Annotated in this window: 21 protein-coding genes; 14 read left to right on the top strand and 7 right to left on the bottom strand. The window is 39.5% G+C overall.

What is annotated here, in order from left to right; translation table 11 throughout:
- Positions 1-66 precede the first annotated feature (66 nt).
- Complete coding sequence (lgt, locus tag EZL74_RS08865; protein ID WP_131476256.1) at positions 67-981, top strand: prolipoprotein diacylglyceryl transferase; 915 nt, start codon at positions 67-69, stop codon at positions 979-981.
- 53 nt (positions 982-1,034) lie between these two features.
- On the opposite strand, the gene EZL74_RS08860 is transcribed toward lgt, so the two are convergent.
- The gene (locus EZL74_RS08860) at positions 1,035-2,078 is read right to left on the bottom strand and encodes an RluA family pseudouridine synthase (protein WP_131476255.1); all 1,044 of its coding nucleotides are present in this window, start codon (positions 2,076-2,078) and stop codon (positions 1,035-1,037) included.
- Complete coding sequence (locus EZL74_RS08855; RefSeq protein ID WP_131476254.1) at positions 2,071-2,685, bottom strand: PASTA domain-containing protein; 615 nt, start codon at positions 2,683-2,685, stop codon at positions 2,071-2,073. The genes EZL74_RS08860 and EZL74_RS08855 overlap by 8 nt, the downstream gene beginning before the upstream one ends.
- A gap of 290 nt (positions 2,686-2,975) precedes the next feature.
- On the opposite strand from EZL74_RS08855, the gene EZL74_RS08850 reads away from it, so the two are divergent.
- Both EZL74_RS08850 and coaD read left to right on the top strand, forming a co-directional pair.
- Complete coding sequence (locus tag EZL74_RS08850; RefSeq protein ID WP_131476253.1) at positions 2,976-3,950, top strand: D-alanine--D-alanine ligase; 975 nt, start codon at positions 2,976-2,978, stop codon at positions 3,948-3,950.
- Positions 3,951-3,953: 3 nt separating this feature from the next.
- Entirely contained in the window at positions 3,954-4,421 is a 468-nt protein-coding gene (gene coaD, locus EZL74_RS08845; protein WP_131476252.1) for a pantetheine-phosphate adenylyltransferase, read from the top strand.
- Between the two features lie 10 nt (positions 4,422-4,431).
- On the opposite strand, the gene EZL74_RS08840 is transcribed toward coaD, so the two are convergent.
- The 3 genes from EZL74_RS08840 to EZL74_RS08830 form a co-directional block, all read right to left on the bottom strand.
- Entirely contained in the window at positions 4,432-4,782 is a 351-nt protein-coding gene (locus EZL74_RS08840) for a DUF2200 domain-containing protein (RefSeq protein WP_131476251.1), read from the bottom strand.
- Positions 4,775-5,404: a chloramphenicol acetyltransferase gene (locus tag EZL74_RS08835; protein ID WP_131476250.1), complete on the bottom strand. Its 630-nt coding sequence runs from the start codon at positions 5,402-5,404 to the stop codon at positions 4,775-4,777. Before EZL74_RS08835 ends, EZL74_RS08840 begins: the two co-directional genes overlap by 8 nt.
- Before the next feature lie 119 nt (positions 5,405-5,523).
- On the bottom strand, positions 5,524-6,129 hold the full coding sequence (locus EZL74_RS08830; RefSeq protein ID WP_131476249.1) for an NUDIX hydrolase: 606 nt from the start codon (positions 6,127-6,129) through the stop codon (positions 5,524-5,526).
- A gap of 7 nt (positions 6,130-6,136) precedes the next feature.
- Between EZL74_RS08830 and pyrE the strand changes: the two genes are divergently transcribed.
- Both pyrE and EZL74_RS08820 read left to right on the top strand, forming a co-directional pair.
- Positions 6,137-6,781 (top strand): orotate phosphoribosyltransferase, encoded by a 645-nt coding sequence (gene pyrE / locus EZL74_RS08825; RefSeq protein WP_131476248.1) that lies wholly within the window; start codon positions 6,137-6,139, stop codon positions 6,779-6,781.
- Between the two features lie 74 nt (positions 6,782-6,855).
- Positions 6,856-7,248 (top strand): SRPBCC family protein, encoded by a 393-nt coding sequence (locus EZL74_RS08820; RefSeq protein ID WP_131476247.1) that lies wholly within the window; start codon positions 6,856-6,858, stop codon positions 7,246-7,248.
- 43 nt (positions 7,249-7,291) lie between these two features.
- On the opposite strand, the gene EZL74_RS08815 is transcribed toward EZL74_RS08820, so the two are convergent.
- Together EZL74_RS08815 and EZL74_RS08810 are read right to left on the bottom strand one after the other, a co-directional pair.
- Positions 7,292-7,879, bottom strand: coding sequence for a dual specificity protein phosphatase family protein (locus tag EZL74_RS08815; protein WP_131476246.1), 588 nt, complete (start codon positions 7,877-7,879; stop codon positions 7,292-7,294).
- Positions 7,880-7,892: 13 nt separating this feature from the next.
- Positions 7,893-9,818, bottom strand: coding sequence for an LTA synthase family protein (locus EZL74_RS08810; RefSeq protein ID WP_131476245.1), 1,926 nt, complete (start codon positions 9,816-9,818; stop codon positions 7,893-7,895).
- A gap of 117 nt (positions 9,819-9,935) precedes the next feature.
- Here EZL74_RS08810 and EZL74_RS08805 point away from each other — a divergent pair, with 117 nt between their 5' ends.
- The 9 genes from EZL74_RS08805 (at position 9,936) to EZL74_RS08765 (ending at position 20,560) form a co-directional block, all read left to right on the top strand.
- Positions 9,936-11,708 (top strand): AMP-dependent synthetase/ligase, encoded by a 1,773-nt coding sequence (locus EZL74_RS08805; RefSeq protein ID WP_131476244.1) that lies wholly within the window; start codon positions 9,936-9,938, stop codon positions 11,706-11,708.
- Positions 11,709-11,822: 114 nt separating this feature from the next.
- Complete coding sequence (locus tag EZL74_RS08800) at positions 11,823-12,203, top strand: hypothetical protein (RefSeq protein WP_131476243.1); 381 nt, start codon at positions 11,823-11,825, stop codon at positions 12,201-12,203.
- A gap of 176 nt (positions 12,204-12,379) precedes the next feature.
- On the top strand, positions 12,380-12,700 hold the full coding sequence (locus EZL74_RS08795) for a hypothetical protein (RefSeq protein WP_131476242.1): 321 nt from the start codon (positions 12,380-12,382) through the stop codon (positions 12,698-12,700).
- Positions 12,701-12,802: 102 nt separating this feature from the next.
- Positions 12,803-13,570 (top strand): DUF4382 domain-containing protein, encoded by a 768-nt coding sequence (locus tag EZL74_RS08790; RefSeq protein WP_131476241.1) that lies wholly within the window; start codon positions 12,803-12,805, stop codon positions 13,568-13,570.
- A 365-nt stretch (positions 13,571-13,935) separates the two neighbouring features.
- Positions 13,936-14,367, top strand: coding sequence for a MarR family winged helix-turn-helix transcriptional regulator (locus tag EZL74_RS08785; RefSeq protein WP_131476240.1), 432 nt, complete (start codon positions 13,936-13,938; stop codon positions 14,365-14,367).
- A gap of 316 nt (positions 14,368-14,683) precedes the next feature.
- Positions 14,684-17,074: a 3-hydroxyacyl-CoA dehydrogenase/enoyl-CoA hydratase family protein gene (locus EZL74_RS08780; RefSeq protein WP_131476239.1), complete on the top strand. Its 2,391-nt coding sequence runs from the start codon at positions 14,684-14,686 to the stop codon at positions 17,072-17,074.
- Between the two features lie 83 nt (positions 17,075-17,157).
- Entirely contained in the window at positions 17,158-18,339 is a 1,182-nt protein-coding gene (locus EZL74_RS08775; protein WP_131476238.1) for an acetyl-CoA C-acyltransferase, read from the top strand.
- A gap of 30 nt (positions 18,340-18,369) precedes the next feature.
- Positions 18,370-18,723, top strand: coding sequence for a four helix bundle protein (locus EZL74_RS08770; RefSeq protein ID WP_131476237.1), 354 nt, complete (start codon positions 18,370-18,372; stop codon positions 18,721-18,723).
- A gap of 46 nt (positions 18,724-18,769) precedes the next feature.
- Positions 18,770-20,560, top strand: coding sequence for an acyl-CoA dehydrogenase family protein (locus tag EZL74_RS08765; protein ID WP_131476236.1), 1,791 nt, complete (start codon positions 18,770-18,772; stop codon positions 20,558-20,560).
- Positions 20,561-20,669 lie beyond the last annotated feature (109 nt).

Below are 20,669 nucleotides of genomic sequence, written 5' to 3'. Positions count from 1 at the left end.
AACCTAATGCTTTTCTTGTTTTACGTTTTATATTTATAAATTTGAAAATATTAAAACCCCATAATCATGATTTGGAATCCCTCAGAAGGAATAAATATCGGCTTTTTTACCATACGGTATTACAGTTTGATGTTTGTAGTGGCCTTTGCCTTAGGCTGGTACATTATGAAACGCATCTACGACAAGGAAAATGTTCCTATTGAAAAACTAGACACCTTATTCATCTGGACAGTTGTAGCGACATTACTGGGAGCTCGTTTAGGCCATGTCTTTTTTTACGATTGGGAATATTTCCGCAATCATCTTTCCGAAATTTTATTGCCTTTCAAATTTGAAAACGGTTTTGAATTCACCGGATTCAGAGGTCTAGCCAGTCATGGCGCCGCAATTGCCATCATCATTGCGATGTATTTCTATAGCAAAAAAATCGTCAAAAGACCCATGCTTTGGGTACTTGACCGAGTAGTCATTCCTGTTTCATGTGGCGCTATTTTTGTGCGAATAGGGAATTTCTTCAACTCCGAAATTGTGGGGAAAGCAACCGATTCAGCATTTGGAATAAAATTCATCCGCGATTACTATTCTCCCAGCGAGGCCGTAAATCTTACTAAAATTTCAAATGTTAATGAAGCTTACAATGCTATAGCGATTAATCCGCAATTTGCCGCACTTTTACAAAAAGTTCCGGCCAAGCATCCGGCTCAGTTGTATGAAGCCATTTTGTATGTAGTGGTATTTTTAATTTTGTTTTTCTTATACTGGAAAACCGATGCCAAACAAAAACACGGATTACTTTTTGGTTATTTCCTAATCTTGTTATGGTCTGTCCGATTTGTGGTTGAATATGTAAAAGAGAGCCAAGGCGGAATCGAGAATACCTTTGGTTTGTTGTCTACCGGACAATGGTTGAGTATTCCTTTTATACTGGTCGGTGTCTATTATTTATTTATAGCCGAAAAGCCGGTTAAGGATGATATATAAAGATAATGGTATTCTTATAAACAAATAAAAGTCCCGAATAATCGGGACTTTTTTTATTCTTCTTCTGCCACCTCGTGGTGTGATTTGGCATAGTTACGCCATTTTTCAATACAGTCCTGCATGTCTTGTGGGAGTTCAGTATCAAAACGCATATATTCCTTAGTAACCGGATGTTCAAAACCCAAAGTTTTTGCATGAAGTGCCTGCCTTGGTAGGGTTTTAAAACAATTATCAATAAACTGTTTGTATTTGGTAAACGTAGTTCCTTTTAAAATCAAATCGCCACCATAACGGGCATCGTTGAATAAAGTATGTCCTATGTGTTTCATGTGTACACGAATCTGATGAGTTCTTCCCGTTTCTAACTGACAAGATACCAGTGTTACATACCCAAAACGCTCTAATACTTTGTAATGAGTAACAGCGTGTTTGCCATGATCGCCTTCCGGGAAAACAGCCATTTGCATACGGTCTTTCGGATGGCGGGCTATGTTTCCTACTATAGTTCCTTCATCTTCTTTTACGTTACCCCAAACCAACGCAATGTATTCACGTTCGGTAGATTTATCCTCAAACTGTTTGGCCAAATGAGTCATAGCAGCTTCGGTTTTAGCAATTACCAAAAGTCCGGTAGTATTTTTATCGATGCGATGCACTAAACCGGGTCTCTCGCTTGAATTCATCGGTAAATTATCAAAATGATAGGCCAAAGCATTCACTAAGGTACCGGTATAATTTCCATGTCCGGGATGCACCACTAAACCGACTGGTTTATTGATGACCAAAAGAGCGTCATCCTCATAAACAATATCCAACGGAATATTTTCGGGTATAATGTGATTTTCAAACGGAGGATGAGTCAACATTACACGCACCACATCAAAAGGTTTGACGCGGTAATTGGATTTTACCGGAATATCATTTACCCATATATTTCCGTCTTCTGCGGCTTTCTGAATTTTATTTCGGGTGGCATTTTCAATTAATTGCATCAGGAATTTATCTACGCGCAACAACGACTGCCCTTTTGGAGAAACAAAACGGTGGTGTTCAAATAATTCGTCTTCTAAATCGAAGGCTTCGTTAGTGTTATTCATTTCCTAATGGAATTTCTGTAGTGTCTACCGCGGTAGAATCAATAGGTTCAACAAAACCAACTTTTCCGTCACCAAGGACCAAATCAATTTTAGAGGACTTCAATACTTTATCACCGGCTTTCAATTTTTTTCCGTTCATGCGCATTTCTAAAACCATGTCTTTTCCTAGGTAGGGTTTATAAGTAATAGTTCCTTGCTGTAATCCCACAGCTTCGAGAGTTGGAACTGCCTGACGATAGGTTTTTTCCACCAAATCTGGTAATGCAACCATGGTATACTTGGCCGCATTGATTTTGATGTAAATTTTTCTGCCTTCTTTTACTTTAGCCCCGGCTTTAGGCTCTTGCTCTACTATGGTTAATTTAGGAAATTCGGGTCTGAAATCAACCGTGTCCAATATGATGTAATTCAAATCAACCGCATCCAGTTTCTCTTCTGCCTGCTCCACAGAAAGCTTGGCCAAATCGGGCACGGTAATTTCCTGTCCGTGACGGGTGGTATAAGTAATCCAGTGAAAAAACAAATACGAAATAATGGCAACTATAGTCAAGGCGGCCAATATTTGAGCAAAGAAAACGCGGCTGGTAAGATAGTTTCGCAAACTCATAAAGCAATTTAATTTGAGCAAAGATATAAAAAAGATACGCTTCACTCTTAGATTTTTAGAGGTGACTCTAAGACCGCAAAAAACTCCTAAATTTCAGGCATTTAAAAGAAGTCAACAGTGATATCCGTCGAACCAATATTCACAGAAAAACCCAAAAGAGTAAACAAAAAGCCCATCATCTTTAAAGTTAAACTGCACCAGATGACTAAAAATCTAAAGGCATCGTCTTATCTAAATAAAAAAATGATAATTTTGTTACTCATTAATCTTGCACCTAACTCCAACTACCAATGAAAAAAGTGGCCATCATCATGGGCGGATATTCCAGCGAATATCAAATATCTCTTAAAAGCGGAAATGTAGTGTATCAATTTCTGGATGTATCCAAATACACCGGATACCGCATTCATATTTTAAGAGAGAAATGGGTTTATGTTGATGACAACAATCAGGAATTCCCAATTGATAAAAACGATTTTTCGGTAACGGTTAACGGAGAAAAAATCACTTTCGATGTGGTGTTCAATGCCATACACGGCACACCGGGCGAAGACGGTTTGATGCAGGCCTATTTTGAGTTACTCGGAATTCCGCAAAGTTCCTGCGATTATTACCAAGCGGCTCTGACGTTCAACAAACGCGATTTACTGTCGGTACTAAAGCCCTACGGCATCAAAACGGCAACTTCCTATTATTTAAATTTAGGCGATACCATAGACCAAGAGGCAATATTGAACACCGTTGGTTTGCCTTGCTTTGTAAAGCCGAATAAGTCGGGTTCCAGTTTTGGGATTTCCAAAGTAAAAACCAAAGATGAGTTATTGTTTGCCATAGCCAATGCGTACAAGGAAGACAACGAAATCATTATCGAAAGTTTTCTTGACGGAACCGAAGTTTCTGTTGGAGTCATCAATTACAAGGGAACGGTAACGGTTTTGCCTATAACCGAAATCGTTTCTGAAAATGATTTTTTTGATTATGAAGCCAAGTATTTAGGGAAATCACAGGAAATTACACCTGCCCGAATTTCTCCCGAAATGACCGCCAAAGTTTCGGCTGTAGCCAAAAAAGCTTACGAAGTATTGAAAATGAAAGGATTTTCAAGAAGCGAATTCATCATTGTAGACGGCGAACCACACATGTTAGAAATGAACACCATTCCGGGATTGACAACCGAAAGTCTCATTCCGCAACAAGCCAGAGAAGCCGGTATATCGTTAACCGATTTATTTACTAATGCCTTAGAGTTGGCAATGAATAACTAATTTATGTACAGAAAAGCAGTATTTCCCGGTTCGTTTGATCCCATTACTTTGGGACATTATGACATCATTAAAAGAGGGGTTTCACTCTTTGATGAAGTAATTGTTGCTATTGGTATCAATGCCGATAAGAAATATATGTTTACTCTGGAAGACCGAAAAAAATTCATTGAGGATGCCTTTGCTGACGAACCCAAAGTTTCAGTAATTACCTACGAAGGACTCACCATTGATTTGTGCCGAAAACTGGATGCTCAGTTCATACTGCGCGGCTTGCGCAACCCGGCCGACTTTGAGTTTGAAAAAGCCATAGCCCACACCAATCGAAAGCTATCGCAAATAGAAACAGTTTTCTTATTGACGGCTTCCAAAACTTCCTATATTTCCTCGAGTATTGTGCGTGATGTGATTCGCAATGGTGGCGATTATACGGTTTTAGTGCCCGATTCTGTTAAAATAAAAGCCCACAAATAGGAGCCTTTTTTTACTGTCTCAGAATTTTTTCCATCGCTTTTCCTTTAGCCAATTCATCTATCAGTTTATCTAAGTAACGGATTTTTTGTACCAAAGGGTCTTCTATGGTTTCTACCCGATACCCGCAAATGACACCGGTAATTTTAGACGCATTGGGGTGAAGCAACGGAGCTTCGGCAAAAAAGGTTTCAAAATCAGTTTTCCGGTCAATTTGCTCCTGCAAGCTTTTCTCATTGTATCCAGTAAGCCAAAAAATAACAGTATCCACCTCTTCTTTGGTACGACCTTTTTTTACTGCCTTTTGTATGTAGAGTGGATAGATACTCGAAAAAAGCAAACGATAAATGCGATTGTTATTCATGATCAAGCTGCTTTTGAAATTCGTTTAAATAATTGGCCAAATGAAAACCATCTACCAAACCATGATGCGCTTCAACCGAAACCGGGAGGTATTTTTTCCCTTCTTTAATATTAAATTTTCCGAAAGTTATTTTGGGAACCGATTCGGTATTGTCAAAATTTGTAGGATGCAGTAAGCCGGTAAAGGAAGTCCAGGGAATTGTAGAATGCCGAATTAAATCTTTCTTGATGTCGTCATCGTTCAGTCGCAAACCGGTAGAATTGTGTACTGCCTGAATTTCTTTCTGCAAAGACGCATTAAAAACATCGAAATCGGGCGAAAATGGAACAAATATAAACCCAAAAGTTCCGTCTGCCCTACCCACCGTCGCGCCGGCATGAATAACATCGAATAAAACAATCTGGCGATCAACAATTCTCATACGCATCTCTTCAACCGAGTTCACGGCTATCATTGATTTATGCAAATACGAAGCAAAAAAAGAATGCTCATTTTCTTTAGCTGTTGCATAAGCGTTGGTACAGTCCACCTCAGTCGAAATTCCAAAATAAGGGCTGGTCATTTTTGAAAAGAAATCGAAATGTTCTTTGCGGTTCCAGTTTTCAGGGTCGATTATTTTCATTTGCTCGAATTAGGGATGAAAGAACCTTCCGTGGTAACACCAATACAAAAAGGCATGAATAAGCCAAACCTTAGGGAGCTTTCTAGTGCTAATATAGCAAAAATAAAAAAGGAAAGAATTTAAGTTTTGAGTAGTTTTTCTTCTTCAAACAGCAACTTGATATTTTCGTAAGAGTTCTTGAGCGCTTCTTTTACTTGCTCAGGGTTGAGCCATACTGCTTTTTCAATGCCTTCATTGGCCTGAGGTAACGGAGTTCCTTCAAAATCAGATTGCATTTCAAACCAGTGGGTTACTTTTAGTTTGTATTTGCCGTTACGCTTAAAAATGTGATAGGTTTTTTGGAGTTTTTTGGAAATGGTAAGCTGATCAACTCCTGTTTCTTCTTCTACCTCGCGAATTGCGGTTCGTTCAATTTCTTCATTTTTTTCGATTCCGCCTTTAGGCAAATCCCATTTGCCGTTTCTGTAAATAAAAAGCACTTCACCTTTTCGATTGTAGACCAATCCGCCACCGGCTTTACATACCGGAATTTTTTCTTTCATTTTTTTCAGAATGGCCTTTTCATCCGGATAGTACAAATACGCTTTCTGAATCTTATTTTGGAACATTTTGATGATGAGTTGCTCAATATCAATACTTTCCAACAAAAACAACTGAAAATCGGTTTCTTTAGCGATTTCGTTGGTTAAAAAAAGTGGTTTATCGTTGACAAAAACTTTATACATTTGTACTATGATTTTTAATAAAGACACAGCCGAAAAAACAGCCGAATTGCTTTTACAAATAAATGCAATTAAATTGAATCCGAAAAATCCTTTTACGTGGGCCTCGGGCTGGCACTCTCCAATTTATTGTGATAACCGCCTGATACTGTCCTTCCCTCCCATCAGAAACTACATTCGCGAAGAGTTTTCCAAGTATATTGAAAAACAATTCGGAAAGCCCGATGTCATAGCCGGTGTAGCTACAGGTGCTATCGGCATAGGGATATTGGTAGCAGAATACATGGGTTTACCATTCGTATACGTAAGACCGGAACCTAAAAAACACGGTCGACAAAACCAAGTAGAAGGTTTTTTACAAAAAGGACAAAACGTAGTCGTCGTAGAAGATTTAATCAGTACCGGCAACAGCAGTTTGTTAGCCGTTGAAGCACTAAAAGAAGCCGGCGCTCACGTGAAAGGCATGGTAGCCATTTTTACGTATGGGTTTGACGAAGCAGTGACCAATTTTAAAAATGCCAATGTAGAATTGCACACTTTAGCCGATTATCCGCATTTATTGGATTTGGCTGTAGCCAAAAATTACATCACCGAAAAAGAACTGCAAACCCTGCAAGAATGGTGTAAAAGTCCGTCGACTTGGAATGTTAATTAAAAACAAGAACAAAGAAGCAAGAAGCAAGAAAGTTTTTCTCTTTCTTCTAGGCTCTTTTCTCTAAAATAAAAACTATGAATTTAGAAAGCCCAAAAGTTACCGTAGAAAAATCAGCTGAATATCTTTTCAATGCGCTGTCAGATGTGAAAAACTTTGAAAAACTCATGCCCGAGAACATTGCTAAGTTTGAAGTATTAGGCGATGATATTTTTAATTTCGGACTGAAAGGCATGCCCGAAATTAAATTACGATTAAAAGAAGGTGTACCGCATTCCCGAGTAAACCTTGCCGCCGCCAGTGATAAATTGCCTTTTACTTTAACCGCTAATTTGGAAGCTGTTTCGGATACTGCTACTACTGTTCAATTGGTTTTTGAAGGCGAGTTCAATCCCATGATGGCCATGATGATCAAAGGGCCTATCTCCAAGTTTATTGAAACCCTGGCGCAAAACATGCACAAACTGTAAAATATATTTACATAATAAAAAAGAGAGCCTAAGGCTCTCTTTTTTATTTACTTTTATTTTCTTCCGCTTTTTGCTTTCTGGTTTTATACGCTTTTAGGTATTCCCCTTTAGGCGTCCCATCGTCAAACGAACTGAACTTAACCGGAAAAGCAGCTTTGTTGCGGGCTTCTTCATTGGTCCAGCCTTCAAATTCAATGCGGTAAAGTGCTGCGAACAACTGCGAACGGCCAATACCATGATAACAGTGAATCAATACAGGATAATTATCTTTGTTGTCCATTATTTTTAAAAACGAATCCACCGCGGCTTGATCAGGTACCTGGTCACAACCATTGTTGAAATAGTTCACCCCCGGAATTTTAGCCACCGCTTCTTTTTCTGCAGTCAATTCAGCGGGTATCTCCGGGTTGTTAACCGTGTCACCGGTTCCAGGGAAACGCAAATCCACTATCGACTTGATGTGGTACTTTTTAACATAATCGGCAATTTCATCAGGTGGAATTACTCCAGACTTATAGACTTTACCTTCAGTAATAGTCATAAAATTATGGTTGATATGACGGTCGTACACGTACTTTCCTGTGCCAATCAAAACCAATACTAAAACAATAATTCCAATTTTCTTTTTCATTTCTTTTCTATATTTATTTTACGGTTGTCAAGCGCTTATCAATTATTCGCTCCATATAATCCTGAACAAACGCCTTGCATCGTTTTGCAATGACCTCCATTTCAGGTGTTACATTTTTAATCAGGTTATGTTCCATCCCTTTATCTTCTTTGGCATAAAACCCAACTACTTTTTTGCCGTCAAAACAACAAATGTAATTGCCTTCCATAAACTGATATACATTCTGTGAATACTTCACCACAAAAGGCGGCACTTGTTTATCACTAATCAAACTTCTGCCCCAACTTCTGAACGGTTTCGGATAACCAATCATGTCGAGTAAGGTGGGATAAATATCAATCTGTTGCGCCCAATCGTCATTGACACCTTTGTATTTTTCATCGGGTGAAAAGAACAAAATCGGCACCGTATTGCGATTGAATTCCTTCAAATATTCATCATAAGCCACCGTATTGCCGTGATCGGCTACCAGCACAAAAATAGTGTTTTTATACCAAGGTTGCTTTTTAGCCTCGTTAAAAAAACGTTTTAAAGCATAATCCGTATATCCTATGCATTGGTTGATGTTTACTTTTCCTTTCGGGAATTTACCTTCATACTTAGCCGGAACTTTATAGGGCTCATGAGAAGAAACTGAAAATAAAGTTGCCATGAACGGTTGTTTCTTTTCGGTCAGCGTTTTACTGAAATACTGGAAAAAAGGCTCATCCCAAATCCCCCAAACCCCGTCAAAATCAGCATCGTTATTATATTCGGTCTTGCCATAATAATGATCATAACCCAAAATATTGCCAAAGCCCAAGAAGCCCATAGAGCCATTCGGTGCTCCGTGAAAGAACGAAGTGTCATAACCTTCACTTTTGAGGGTAGATACCAACGATTCTATTTTTTGTTTAGGGTAAGGCGACGAAGTAAAAGCATCCTTAAACGACGGAATTCCGGCAATAATAGAAGATACTCCGTGTATCGACTTCCATCCGTTAGCATACCCATTGGTAAAAATCAAACTGTGTTGAGCCAAAGAATCTACAAAGGGGGTATAGCCTTCATAATCGGGGATTTTGGTTTCTTTATTGAAAACACCGCAGTACTCTCGACCAAAACTTTCGAGTATGAAAATAACCACATTGGGTTTGGTTTGCGGATTATTGTGGTATTGCTTTATAGGTATAAGCAATTTATCAACTTCTGCTTTGGGCATGTAGTTTTCCTTTTTGAAGGAATTGGTATTCCAGGTACGGATGATGGCAAAAGGCGTATTCAAGACTACATCTGCCTGAGAAGAATTGGTGATATAGCGGCTCGCATCCAAGATATTAATCGGACGGGTACTTTTCTTAAAGTCGCCTCGAATTCCGCCAATACAAAGGGCAACTATGACCAGGAAATTTGCTGTCGAAAAAGCGAAGTACTTAAAATTAGGGTGCTCCTTCACCGGGTGAATTTTAGTCCTTTTATACAGCAATATCCAAATGTAACTCAAGACAAAAAAAAGCAGGAATACATGCCAGTAATTTTGAAGGAAATTCAGAAACAACAGCGACTTATTGCTTTCATTTTGCAGGGTATCTAATGAGGCCCGAGTACTTCTGTTGAAGGAATATCGGTAGTAAATAAAATCGATAAAATTCGTCGAATAGGCCAAAAGATTGGTGGCAAAATACAGCCAGAACAAAAACTTTTGAAACTTCTTTTTAGTGTTAGAAACCAAGGGCAGCACCGAGAACAGGATGAACAACCCGTTAACATAAAGTATAGTCGTGGTATCAAACACCAATCCGTGGTAACACAATCTTAAAAAGTCGTAAAGACCCTCTACTTTGATTAAATTTTGATTGTAAACAAAAAATAAAACTCGGGCAATAAAATAAAAAACATAGACTAATAAAATCCTGATGGCCAAAATTTTATACTCGGTAAACCTAGGGAATTTTTTCATGAAAGCGTTTCAAATTATCGATGCAAAACTACATATTTCGGGCATATGTTTTTGATATTTTAAAGTAATAATTGTGAATGCAACGAATATTAGTTAATTTGCGATAAAATTATAGCAATGGCTCCTATTACCCGTCTTTTTGACTTTCCATACCACCAACTTTCCAAAAACAACCTCAAAGCCTGTTTAGTTACAAAATATGATGGGGTTTGGGTTAAAACCTCCACTCAGGAATATATTAATAAAGCCAACACTATTTCGAGAGCTTTATTGCGACTGGGGGTTCAAAAAAATGATAAGATTGCCATCATTTCATCCAACAACCGAACAGAATGGCACATCATGGATATCGGTATATTGCAGGTAGGTGCACAAAACGTTCCTATTTACCCAACGATTTCAGAAGACGATTACGAGTACATTCTCAACCACAGCGAAGCCAAATATTGCTTTGTATCGGATGAAGAAGTATTCCGTAAAGTAAATAATATCAAAGGAAAAGTACCCTACTTAATCGATATCTATTCGTTCAACACCTTGAACCACTGCACCAATTGGAATACACTACTCGAATTAGGAAAAGACGAAAGCAATCAAGATGAAGTTGAAGCCCTCAAAAACAGTGTCAAAGGATCTGATTTAGCCACTATCATTTACACTTCGGGAACCACCGGAAGACCTAAGGGTGTAATGCTTTCCCACAATAATATCGTTTCAAATGTGTTAGACAGCGCCAGCCGTATTCCGTTTGAAGAAGGCAAAAGTATCGCCTTGAGCTTCTTACCTATTTGTCACATTTACGAACGCATGGTGACCTACATTTACCAATTTTACAGTTGTTCGATTTATTTTGGTGAATCCATCGAAAAAATTGGTGATAACGTTAAAGAAGTAAGACCGACAGTCATGACAGGGGTGCCGCGACTTACCGAAAAAGTATATGAAAAAATCATAGCCAAAGGCTCAGAACTCACTGGAATAAAAAAGAAATTATTTTTCTGGGCTGTTCAGGTTGGAGAACGTTACGAACCTTACGGAGCCAATGGCTGGTGGTACGAATTGCAGTTAAAAATAGCCCGTAAACTCATTTTCAGTAAATGGAAAGAAGGTTTAGGCGGAAGACTCGATTTAATTGTCAACGGCAGTGCAGCCATGCAACACCGATTACTCCGCATTTTTGCGGCGGCCGAAATTTACATCATGGAAGGCTACGGTCTATCTGAAACTTCACCGGTAATAGCAGTAAATGATATGCGCAATCACGGTTTCAAAATAGGAACCGTTGGCCGTATTATTGATAATGTTGAAGTCAAAATTGCTCCTGATGGTGAGATTCTCTGCAAAGGTCCCAATGTAATGATGGGATACTATAAAGACGAAAAACTCACCCAAGAAGCTATAGTTGACGGTTATTTCCATACCGGAGATATTGGTGAAATTGACAGCGAAGGATTCCTCAAAATTACCGACCGCAAGAAGGAAATGTTCAAAACCTCGGGCGGAAAATACATCGCTCCGCAATTGCTCGAAAATGCCATGAAACAATCCCGCTTTATTGAACAAATCATGGTCATTGGCGATGGCGAAAAAATGCCGGCTGCTTTCATTCAGCCCAATTTTGCTTTCGTTAAAGAATGGGCTGCCCTGCACAAAATACCGGTGGGTCAAACCAATGCCGAAACCAGTGCCAATCCGAAAGTGAAAGAACGAATAGAGCAGGAAGTAAACGAAATCAATAAAAAATTCGGGCATTGGGAACAAATCAAACGTATTGAACTCACCCCTGATGTTTGGTCGGTTGACGGTGGCCAGCTAACCCCTACCCTGAAACTGAAACGCAAAGCAGTAATGGAACTCTATAAAGAGTTGTATCAAAAAATATACGGCTAATTATTAACAATTCTGCCTTTTAAAAAGTTAACAATTAAAACGTTAACTCTTTATTGTATTTTCATTATTTTAATACTTTTATTGCACTAACCAATAAAAATATTACTTATGAATATGAAAAAATTTATCGTTGGCGGAATTGTCGGCGGAGTTGTCAATTACCTTTTAGGTTGGCTTATTTACGGCATACTTCTGAATGACCCCACAGCTCCTAATGCCGGAAAAGAAAATTTGATGTTAATTTTTGCCGGTTGCATGATTTTCGGCTTTTTAATTTCTTATATCTTTTCTCAAGGCGAAGGCATCACAAAATGTGTTCCCGGAATTAAAGTCGCAGCCGGTGTAGGTTTGCTGACCAGCCTATGGTTTGATTGTTTCTACCACATGTATGACAACCTTGATTACAAAATGACCATTATGGGAGCCGCTATCAGTTTGGTTATGGCTGCCTTTGTAGGAGCCACTGTAGCAGTAGTCAATGGAAAAATAAAGTAAGCAGTACAATTTTCATAGTGAAAAGCGCTCGGGATTTGGTTCTCGGGCGTTTTTTTTATGCATAACATCAAAACAGTTGTGTCAATGTGTGAATTATGCAATTTTAAAAAAATATTGTGTAATGATAAAATCAACAGAATTGACAAACTTTGACTAACATTTAAAAGCAAACAGTTATGAAAACAATTTCTAAACTCAGAATGGCAGTAGTATTAGCATCGTTAGCTTGTACTACTCCAACATTTGCCAGCACAGTTGTACCGGTAAACTCCGAAATCAGCCATACCCCTTCAGAAGAAGCCAAAACCGAAGTGTTGCTCAATAGGTTAAACGAGATTAAAGCCATGGACAAATCAAACCTGACCCGGGAAGAAAAAAAAGCACTCCGCAAAGAAGTAAAAGAAATCAAAGCTACGATGAAAGCTACCGGTGGCGGAGTTTACCTTTCGGTGGGTGCCATTATCATAATTATATTATTACTGATTCTCATTTTATAGATGAAAATTGTGAAACGAAAATCCAATATTATATAACACCTCATCAGTAATCATTTTTGAACTTTGTAAAGCAACCTAATTACTAATTTAAATGCTAAAAAAATGAAAAAGATAGTCATAATGCTCGCGGCCGTTTCGGCTATTATTCTCTACTCTTGCAGTAGTGACAGTTCTTCATCCGGAAGCTACTCCTATAAAGTACGTATGACCGATGCTCCCGGACCATTCAGCGAAGTTAATGTTGACATTCAAAGTGTTCAGGTAATCGGAGCCAATGGCGAGGCCGTTACGCTAAATACCAATGCCGGAATATACAACCTGCTCGATTTTACCAACGGTGCCGATACTTTGATAGCCTCAAGCTCCCTCAACAGTGCTACCGTAAGCCAAATCAGATTGATACTCGGACCAAACAACAGCGTTGTTCTTGACGGAGTAACCTACCCTTTAAGCACGCCCAGTGCCGAACAATCGGGTTTAAAACTTTTGGTAAATCAGACATTACAAGCTGATATTGACAACAATATTCTAATCGACTTTGACGCCAATACCTCAGTGATACAAACCGGTAACGGAACCTTTAAATTAAAACCGGTCTTGAGAACAGTAGTTAGTGCTATTACCGGCAACATCGAAGGAAATATAACACCGGTTGGCTCATTGGCCATGGTTAGTGCCGTATCAACATCAAACATCGAATTTACCAGTAATGTAGATGCTAACGGAGATTTTAAAATCACCGGATTACCTCCTGGAACTTACACCGTAACCATAACACCCTTATTGCCTCTGTTGCCAGTAGTACAGACAAATGTAGTAGTACAAGCCGGAGCAAGTACTGAATTAGGCCTCATCGCTCTGCAAAGCTAAATGCTGTAACAATAATAATTTTTGTTCTTGAATGTTGAAAAGAGATTGTCAGATATAATAGATACTAAACAACGACAATCAAAAACCGATAACATGGTCCTCAAAACGTTAACGGTTAAAATTGCAGTAAGAATTAGCTATCTGCTATTACTGATTAATCTCTTTTCTTTTTAAACACACTATTCATGAGTAAAAATAATGCTGTTTGCCTCAAAAGACAATAGGCAATAAAAAGCGTCGGGATTCCGGCGCTTTTTTTATAATTGACACACTCTGAAAACCAATTGTTTTTTTTCAAAAAAAATTACATTTTATTATGCGTGCATAATATTTTTTTTTATCTTTGGTACTCTTATGATTTAGGTATGAAAGATAAAACAATAGATTATATACTCCGAGCAACCTGGCAAGCAGTAGCCAGAATGTACAATGAGGAAGCTTCAAAATTCGAAGGCTCTATGGCAATCGGTTTTGCTTTGCTCAGTATTGATAAAGAAGAGGGAACTCCCTCTACAGCTATAAGCAACCGCATGGGCATGGAACCCACCAGCTTAACCAGAACCCTGAAAACACTCGAAGAAAAAGGGCTAATCATCCGAAAAAAAAATCCGGAAGACGGCCGAGGGGTTTTGATATACTTGACCGAATTGGGAAAAGAAAAAAGAGAACTCTCTAAAACAACCGTCATCAAATTCAACGAAATCGTCAAACAAAATGTACCCGATGAAAAACTGCAACATTTTATTGAAGTGGCAGAAATCATCAATGATTTGATAGCAGAGAAAAAGATATTTTAAAAGAAGCAAGAGAAAAGAAACAAGAAGCAAGATTTATGAAACATAACTTTAAAAGCATTGAAAATAAGGTTGATTTCAATAGAAATAGCAGCTCACATATACAGAATTAGGATTAGAGTTCCAAATTGGACACCTCTTCTGAATTACAAACACAATTATTAATAGCAAATCAAAATAGTTATATAACCGAAGAAAAAGCAAGTGAAATAGAAAATAAGATTATTGAATTTTAAAAAAACAATTACTGGTTTCATCAGTAAATTAGACAATTAGTCTTTTTTCTTGCTTCTTGCTTCTTTCCTCTAAAAAACACAAAATGAAACGAATTATCAAAAAAGTGGCTGTAGTAGGTTCGGGCATCATGGGCTCCGGCATCGCCTGTCATTTTGCCAACATTGGTGTAGAAGTTTTGTTGTTGGATATTATTCCCAATACACTGACCGAAGCAGAAGAAAAAAAAGGATTGACCCTCGAGAGTAAAGAGGTGCGCAATCGGGTGGTAAATGACCATCTTGCCAATGCTTTAAAATCAAACCCTTCTCCTATTTACAGTCAGAAATTTGCCTCCCGTATCACTACCGGAAACACGACTGACGACATGGCCAAAATTGCAGATTACGATTGGATTATTGAAGTGGTTGTAGAGCGTTTAGACATCAAGAAATTAGTATTTGAACAAATCGACAAATACCGTAAACCCGGAACTTTGGTTACTTCAAACACCTCCGGTATCCCCATTAAGTTTATGAACGAAGGCAGAAGCGAAGATTTTCAAAAGCATTTTTGCGGAACGCATTTCTTCAATCCGGCCCGTTATCTTAAATTATTTGAAATCATCCCGGGACCTCAAACTACTGCCGAAGTATTGGATTTCTTAACCAATTACGGCTCACAGTATCTGGGAAAAACTTCGGTTGTAGCCAAAGACACCCCGGCATTCATAGGAAACCGCATCGGAATTTTCGGCATCCAGAGCTTATTTCATTTGGTCAAAGAAATGGGACTGACCATTGAAGAAGTCGACAAACTAACAGGAGCTGTCATCGGTCGACCAAAATCGGCCACATTCAGAACCGTAGATGTTGTTGGTTTGGACACTTTGGTTCATGTAGCCAATGGTTTATATGAAGGCTGTCCCAATGATGAAGCACACAATTTATTCAAACTTCCCGACTTCATTACCAAAATGATGGAAAACAAATGGCTGGGCAGCAAAACCGGTCAGGGTTTTTATAAAAAAGTAGGCAAAGACATATTGTCATTGGATTTAGAGACTATGGAATACCGCGCAGCCAAAAAAGCCTCTTTTGCTACCTTAGAATTGACCAAAACCATTGATAAACCAATAGACCGATTCAAAATTTTAGTAAAAGGCAAAGATAAAGCGGGTGATTTCTACAGAAAAAATTTCGCTGCCATGTTTGCCTACTGTTCCAACCGCGTTCCTGAAATAACCGATGATTTCTATAAAATTGACGATGCCATGAAAGCCGGATTTGGCTGGGAAAACGGTCCGTTTGAAATATGGGACGCTATAGGTGTTGCCAAAGGAATAGAACTCATGCAGGCCGAAGGCTATCAACCGGCTGCCTGGGTCAACGAAATGTTTGCCACCGGAAGCAACAGTTTTTACACCGTAAAAGAAGGTGCTACCTATTATTACAACATCCAAACCAAATCGCAAACCAAAGTTCCCGGACAGGATAGTTTCATTATTCTGAATAACATTCGCGAAAGCAAAAAGGTTTGGAGCAACAGCGGAACAGTGATACACGATTTGGGTGACGGCATTCTAAACCTTGAATTCCAGTCAAAAATGAACACCATTGGCGGAGATGTCCTAGCCGGCATCAACAAAGCTATTGATTTAGCCGAAAAAGAATACAACGGATTGGTCATCGGGAATCAGGCAGCTAACTTCTCCGTCGGTGCCAATATTGGAATGATTTTCATGATGGCTGTCGAACAGGAATACGACGAATTGAACATGGCCATCAAAATGTTCCAGGATACCATGATGCGTGTTAGGTATTCGGCTATACCTGTAGTCGTAGCTCCTCACGGGATGACCTTGGGTGGTGGCTGCGAAATGACTCTTCATGCCGATCGCGTAGTAGCAGCTGCTGAAAGTTATATCGGTTTAGTCGAATTCGGTGTAGGGGTTATTCCGGGTGGCGGAGGGTCTAAGGAAATGGCCTTACGCGCTTCCGATTTGTTTCATAAGAACGACGTCGAACTGAATGTGCTTCAGGAATATTTCCTCGCTGTTGCCATGGCCAAAGTATCCACTTCGGCATACGAAGCTTTTGATACCGGAATTTTACAAAAAGGAAAAGATATTGTTGTGGTAAATAAAGACCGTCAAATTGCTGTGGCCAAACAAGTAGCCCTGCAAATGGCCGAACAAGGATATACCCAACCCATCCGCAGAAAGGATGTGAAAGTTTTAGGGAAACAAGCCCTGGGTATGTTCTTGGTAGGAACAGACCAAATGGTAGCCGGTCAATACATATCAGAGCACGACCAGAAAATTGCTAACAAACTGGCCTATGTAATGGCCGGTGGTGATTTGTCCGAACCATCAATGGTATCAGAACAATACTTACTCGATATAGAACGCGAGGCATTCCTGTCGCTCTGTACCGAAAGAAAAACGTTGGAGAGAATACAATATATGTTGACCAAAGGAAAACCATTGAGAAATTAGATAATAGATAATAGACAAAGAGAGAAGAGACAATAAGTCTATCAATCTATTATCTCTCAGTCTATCATCTCAAAATAAAAATTATGAAAACAGCATACATAGTAAAAGCATACAGAACCGCGGTGGGAAAAGCTCCTAAAGGCGTGTTCCGTTTTAAACGTCCCGATGAGTTAGCAGCAGAAACCATACAGTTCATGATGAATGAACTGCCTGATTTTGACAAAACCCGCATAGATGATGTCATAGTAGGCAACGCCATGCCCGAAGCCGAGCAAGGATTAAACGTAGCTCGATTAATTTCATTAATGGGATTAAAAGTTACCGATGTTCCCGGAGTAACCGTAAACCGGTATTGTGCCTCCGGATTAGAAACCATCGCCATGGCCACAGCTAAAATTCAAAACGGCATGGCCGATTGTATTATTGCCGGTGGCGCCGAGAGTATGAGTTTTATCCCTATGGGCGGCTACAAACCTACTCCCGATTACAGAGTGGCTGCCGAAGGACACGAAGATTATTACTGGGGAATGGGATTGACTGCAGAAGCAGTGGCAAAACAATTCAACGTATCGCGTGAAGATCAGGATATCTTCGCCTTCAATTCCCACAAAAAAGCCCTTCAGGCACAAGCCGATGGTAAGTTTGACCGACAAATTGTCCCAATCACTGTTGAGCAAACTTTCATCAATGAAAAGGGTAAAAAAGAAACTAAATCCTATACCGTAACCAAAGACGAAGGCCCCAGAGCAGGCACATCAACAGAAGCATTAGCCGGTTTAAAACCTGTATTTGCAGCCGGTGGAAGTGTCACAGCCGGTAACTCATCACAAACAAGTGACGGGGCTGCCTTTGTGCTAATCATGAGCGAGGAACTGGTAAAAGAACTGAATCTCACTCCTATTGCCCGAATGGTAAGCTATGCCGCAGCTGGCGTAGAACCGAGAATCATGGGAATTGGGCCGGTAAAAGCCATCCCGAAAGCATTACAACAAGCCGGATTAAAATTAAATGACATCAATCTGATCGAATTGAACGAAGCCTTTGCCTCACAATCTCTGGCCGTAATACGCGAATTGGGTCTGAATCCTGATATCATAAATGTAAATGGAGGTGCTATTGCCTTGGGTCATCCTCTGGGATGCACCGGAGCCAAACTTTCGGTTCAGCTGTTTGACGAAATGAAAAGACGGGGTGACAAATACGGCATCGTATCCATGTGTGTAGGAACCGGACAGGGAGCGGCAGGAATTTACGAACTATTGTAGAAAAAAGAGAAAAGAAGCAAGAAGCAAGACATGAAACATAACTTTAAAAATCTTAAAATCTGGATTATATCGATGGAAATCGCATCAGATATTCATAAAACATGTCTTGATTTCCCAAAGAATGAAGTTTATGGTTTGGCTAGTCAAATGAATAGAGCAGCTGTTTCCATGCCTTCAAATATTGCAGAAGGGTCAAATAGAGAAAACAATCATTTTAAACACTTTTTGAATATCAGTTTGGGATCTTCATTCGAACTACAAACCCAATTATTAATAGCAAATCAAAATAAATATATAACCGATGAAAAAATGTTAGAAATTGAGAACAAGATTATCGAATTTCAAAAAATGATTGCTGGTTTCATCAGTAAATTGAATGACTAATCTTTTTTCTTGCTTCTTGCTTCTTTTCTCAAAAAAACATAAAACTATGAGCGATATCACCCGCGGAGGACAATTCCTCGTAAAAGAAACAAAATGTGAAGACATTTTCACTCCGGAAGATTTTTCGGAAGAACAAATCATGATGCGCGATTCGGTTAAAGAATTCGTAGACAAAGAAATATGGCCCAACAAAAACCGCTTTGAAAATAAAGACTATGCCTTTACGGAAGAATGCATGAAAAAAGCGGGAGAAATGGGCTTCCTCAGTGTGGCCGTTCCCGAGGCTTACGGTGGTATGGGTATGGGATTCGTTGACACTTGCTTGGTATGCGATTACATCTCAGGAGCTACAGGTTCGTTCTCTACAGCTTTCGGAGCTCATACCGGTATAGGTACCATGCCTATTACTTTATACGGAACCGAAGCTCAAAAACAAAAATACGTACCGAAATTGGCTTCCGGAGAATGGTTCGGAGCCTACTGTCTGACTGAGCCCGGAGCCGGCTCTGATGCTAACTCGGGTAAAACCAAAGCGGTACTGTCTGAAGACGGAACGCATTACAAAATCACAGGAGGTAAAATGTGGATTTCCAACGCCGGATTCTGCTCTCTGTTTATTGTTTTTGCCCGCATTGAAGACGACAAAAACATCACCGGATTTATTGTCGAAAATGATCCGAACAATGGTATAACGATGAATGAAGAAGAACACAAACTCGGAATTCGTGCTTCTTCAACCCGACAGGTCTTTTTCAACGAAACTAAAGTTCCGGTAGAAAACATGCTGGCCGGTCGCGGCGAAGGATTCAAAATTGCCATGAATGCTCTTAATGTGGGTCGAATCAAATTGGCTGCGGCTTGTCTGGATGCGCAAAGAAGAGTAACCACCAATGCTGTTCATTATGCCAACGAACGTATACAGTTTAATGTACCCATCTCTAATTTTGGAGCCATTCGTTATAAATTGGCCGAAATGGCTACCTCAGCCTATGCCGGTGAAAGTGCTACATACCGCGCTGCCAAAGACATAGAAACCCGAATCAAATTACGCGAAGCCGAAGGAGCTACCCATCAGGAAGCTGAGTTAAAAGGAGTTGAGGAATTTGCCATCGAATGTTCTATACTGAAAGTAGCCGTTTCTGAAGATGTTCAAAATTGTGCCGATGAAGGAATTCAAATATTGGGCGGTATGGGATTCTCAGAAGACACACCGATGGAAAGTGCCTGGCGTGATGCCCGCATCTCGAGAATTTATGAAGGTACGAATGAAATCAACCGTATGCTCTCTGTAGGAATGCTGATTAAAAAAGCCATGAAAGGTCATGTCGATTTGTTGGGCCCGGCCATGAAAGTACAGGAAGAACTCATGGGAATTCCGTCATTTGAAACTCCCGATTACTCTGAATTGTTTTCGGAAGAAAAAGAAATGATAGCCAAACTGAAAAAAGCCTTTTTAATGGTAGCCGGAGCCGCTGTTCAAAAATTCGGAATGGATTTAGACGCTCATCAGCAACTCCTAATGGCAGCAGCAGATATGCTGATTGAAATTTACATGGCTGAAAGTACCATATTAAGAACCGAAAAATTGGCAAAAAAACAAGGCGAAGAAAACGCAAAAGAGCAAATTGCAATGGCTAAATTGTACCTGTACAAAGCCGTTGACATCATCACCCTAAAAGGAAAAGAAAGCATCATTTCATTTTCGGAAGGCGATGAACAGCGCATGATGCTGATGGGATTACGCCGTTTCACCAAATATACCAACATGCCTAACATTGTAGGCTTAAGAGAAACCATCACCGCCCGATTAGTAGCGGAAAATGGATATTGTTTCTAAATTTTAGTTAAGTTAATTGTTGGAAAGACCATCTGATAGTATCAGGTGGTTTTTTTTATGTGAAATGCTTATTTACATGTAAGATAATACACTTTTAATTGCGTTTCCA

Source organism: Flavobacterium silvisoli (assembly GCF_004329815.1).
Taxonomy (GTDB): Bacteria; Bacteroidota; Bacteroidia; order Flavobacteriales; family Flavobacteriaceae; genus Flavobacterium; species Flavobacterium silvisoli.
Note: the sequence above shows the minus strand (reverse complement) of the source record. Positions and strands in the feature narration are given on the sequence as shown.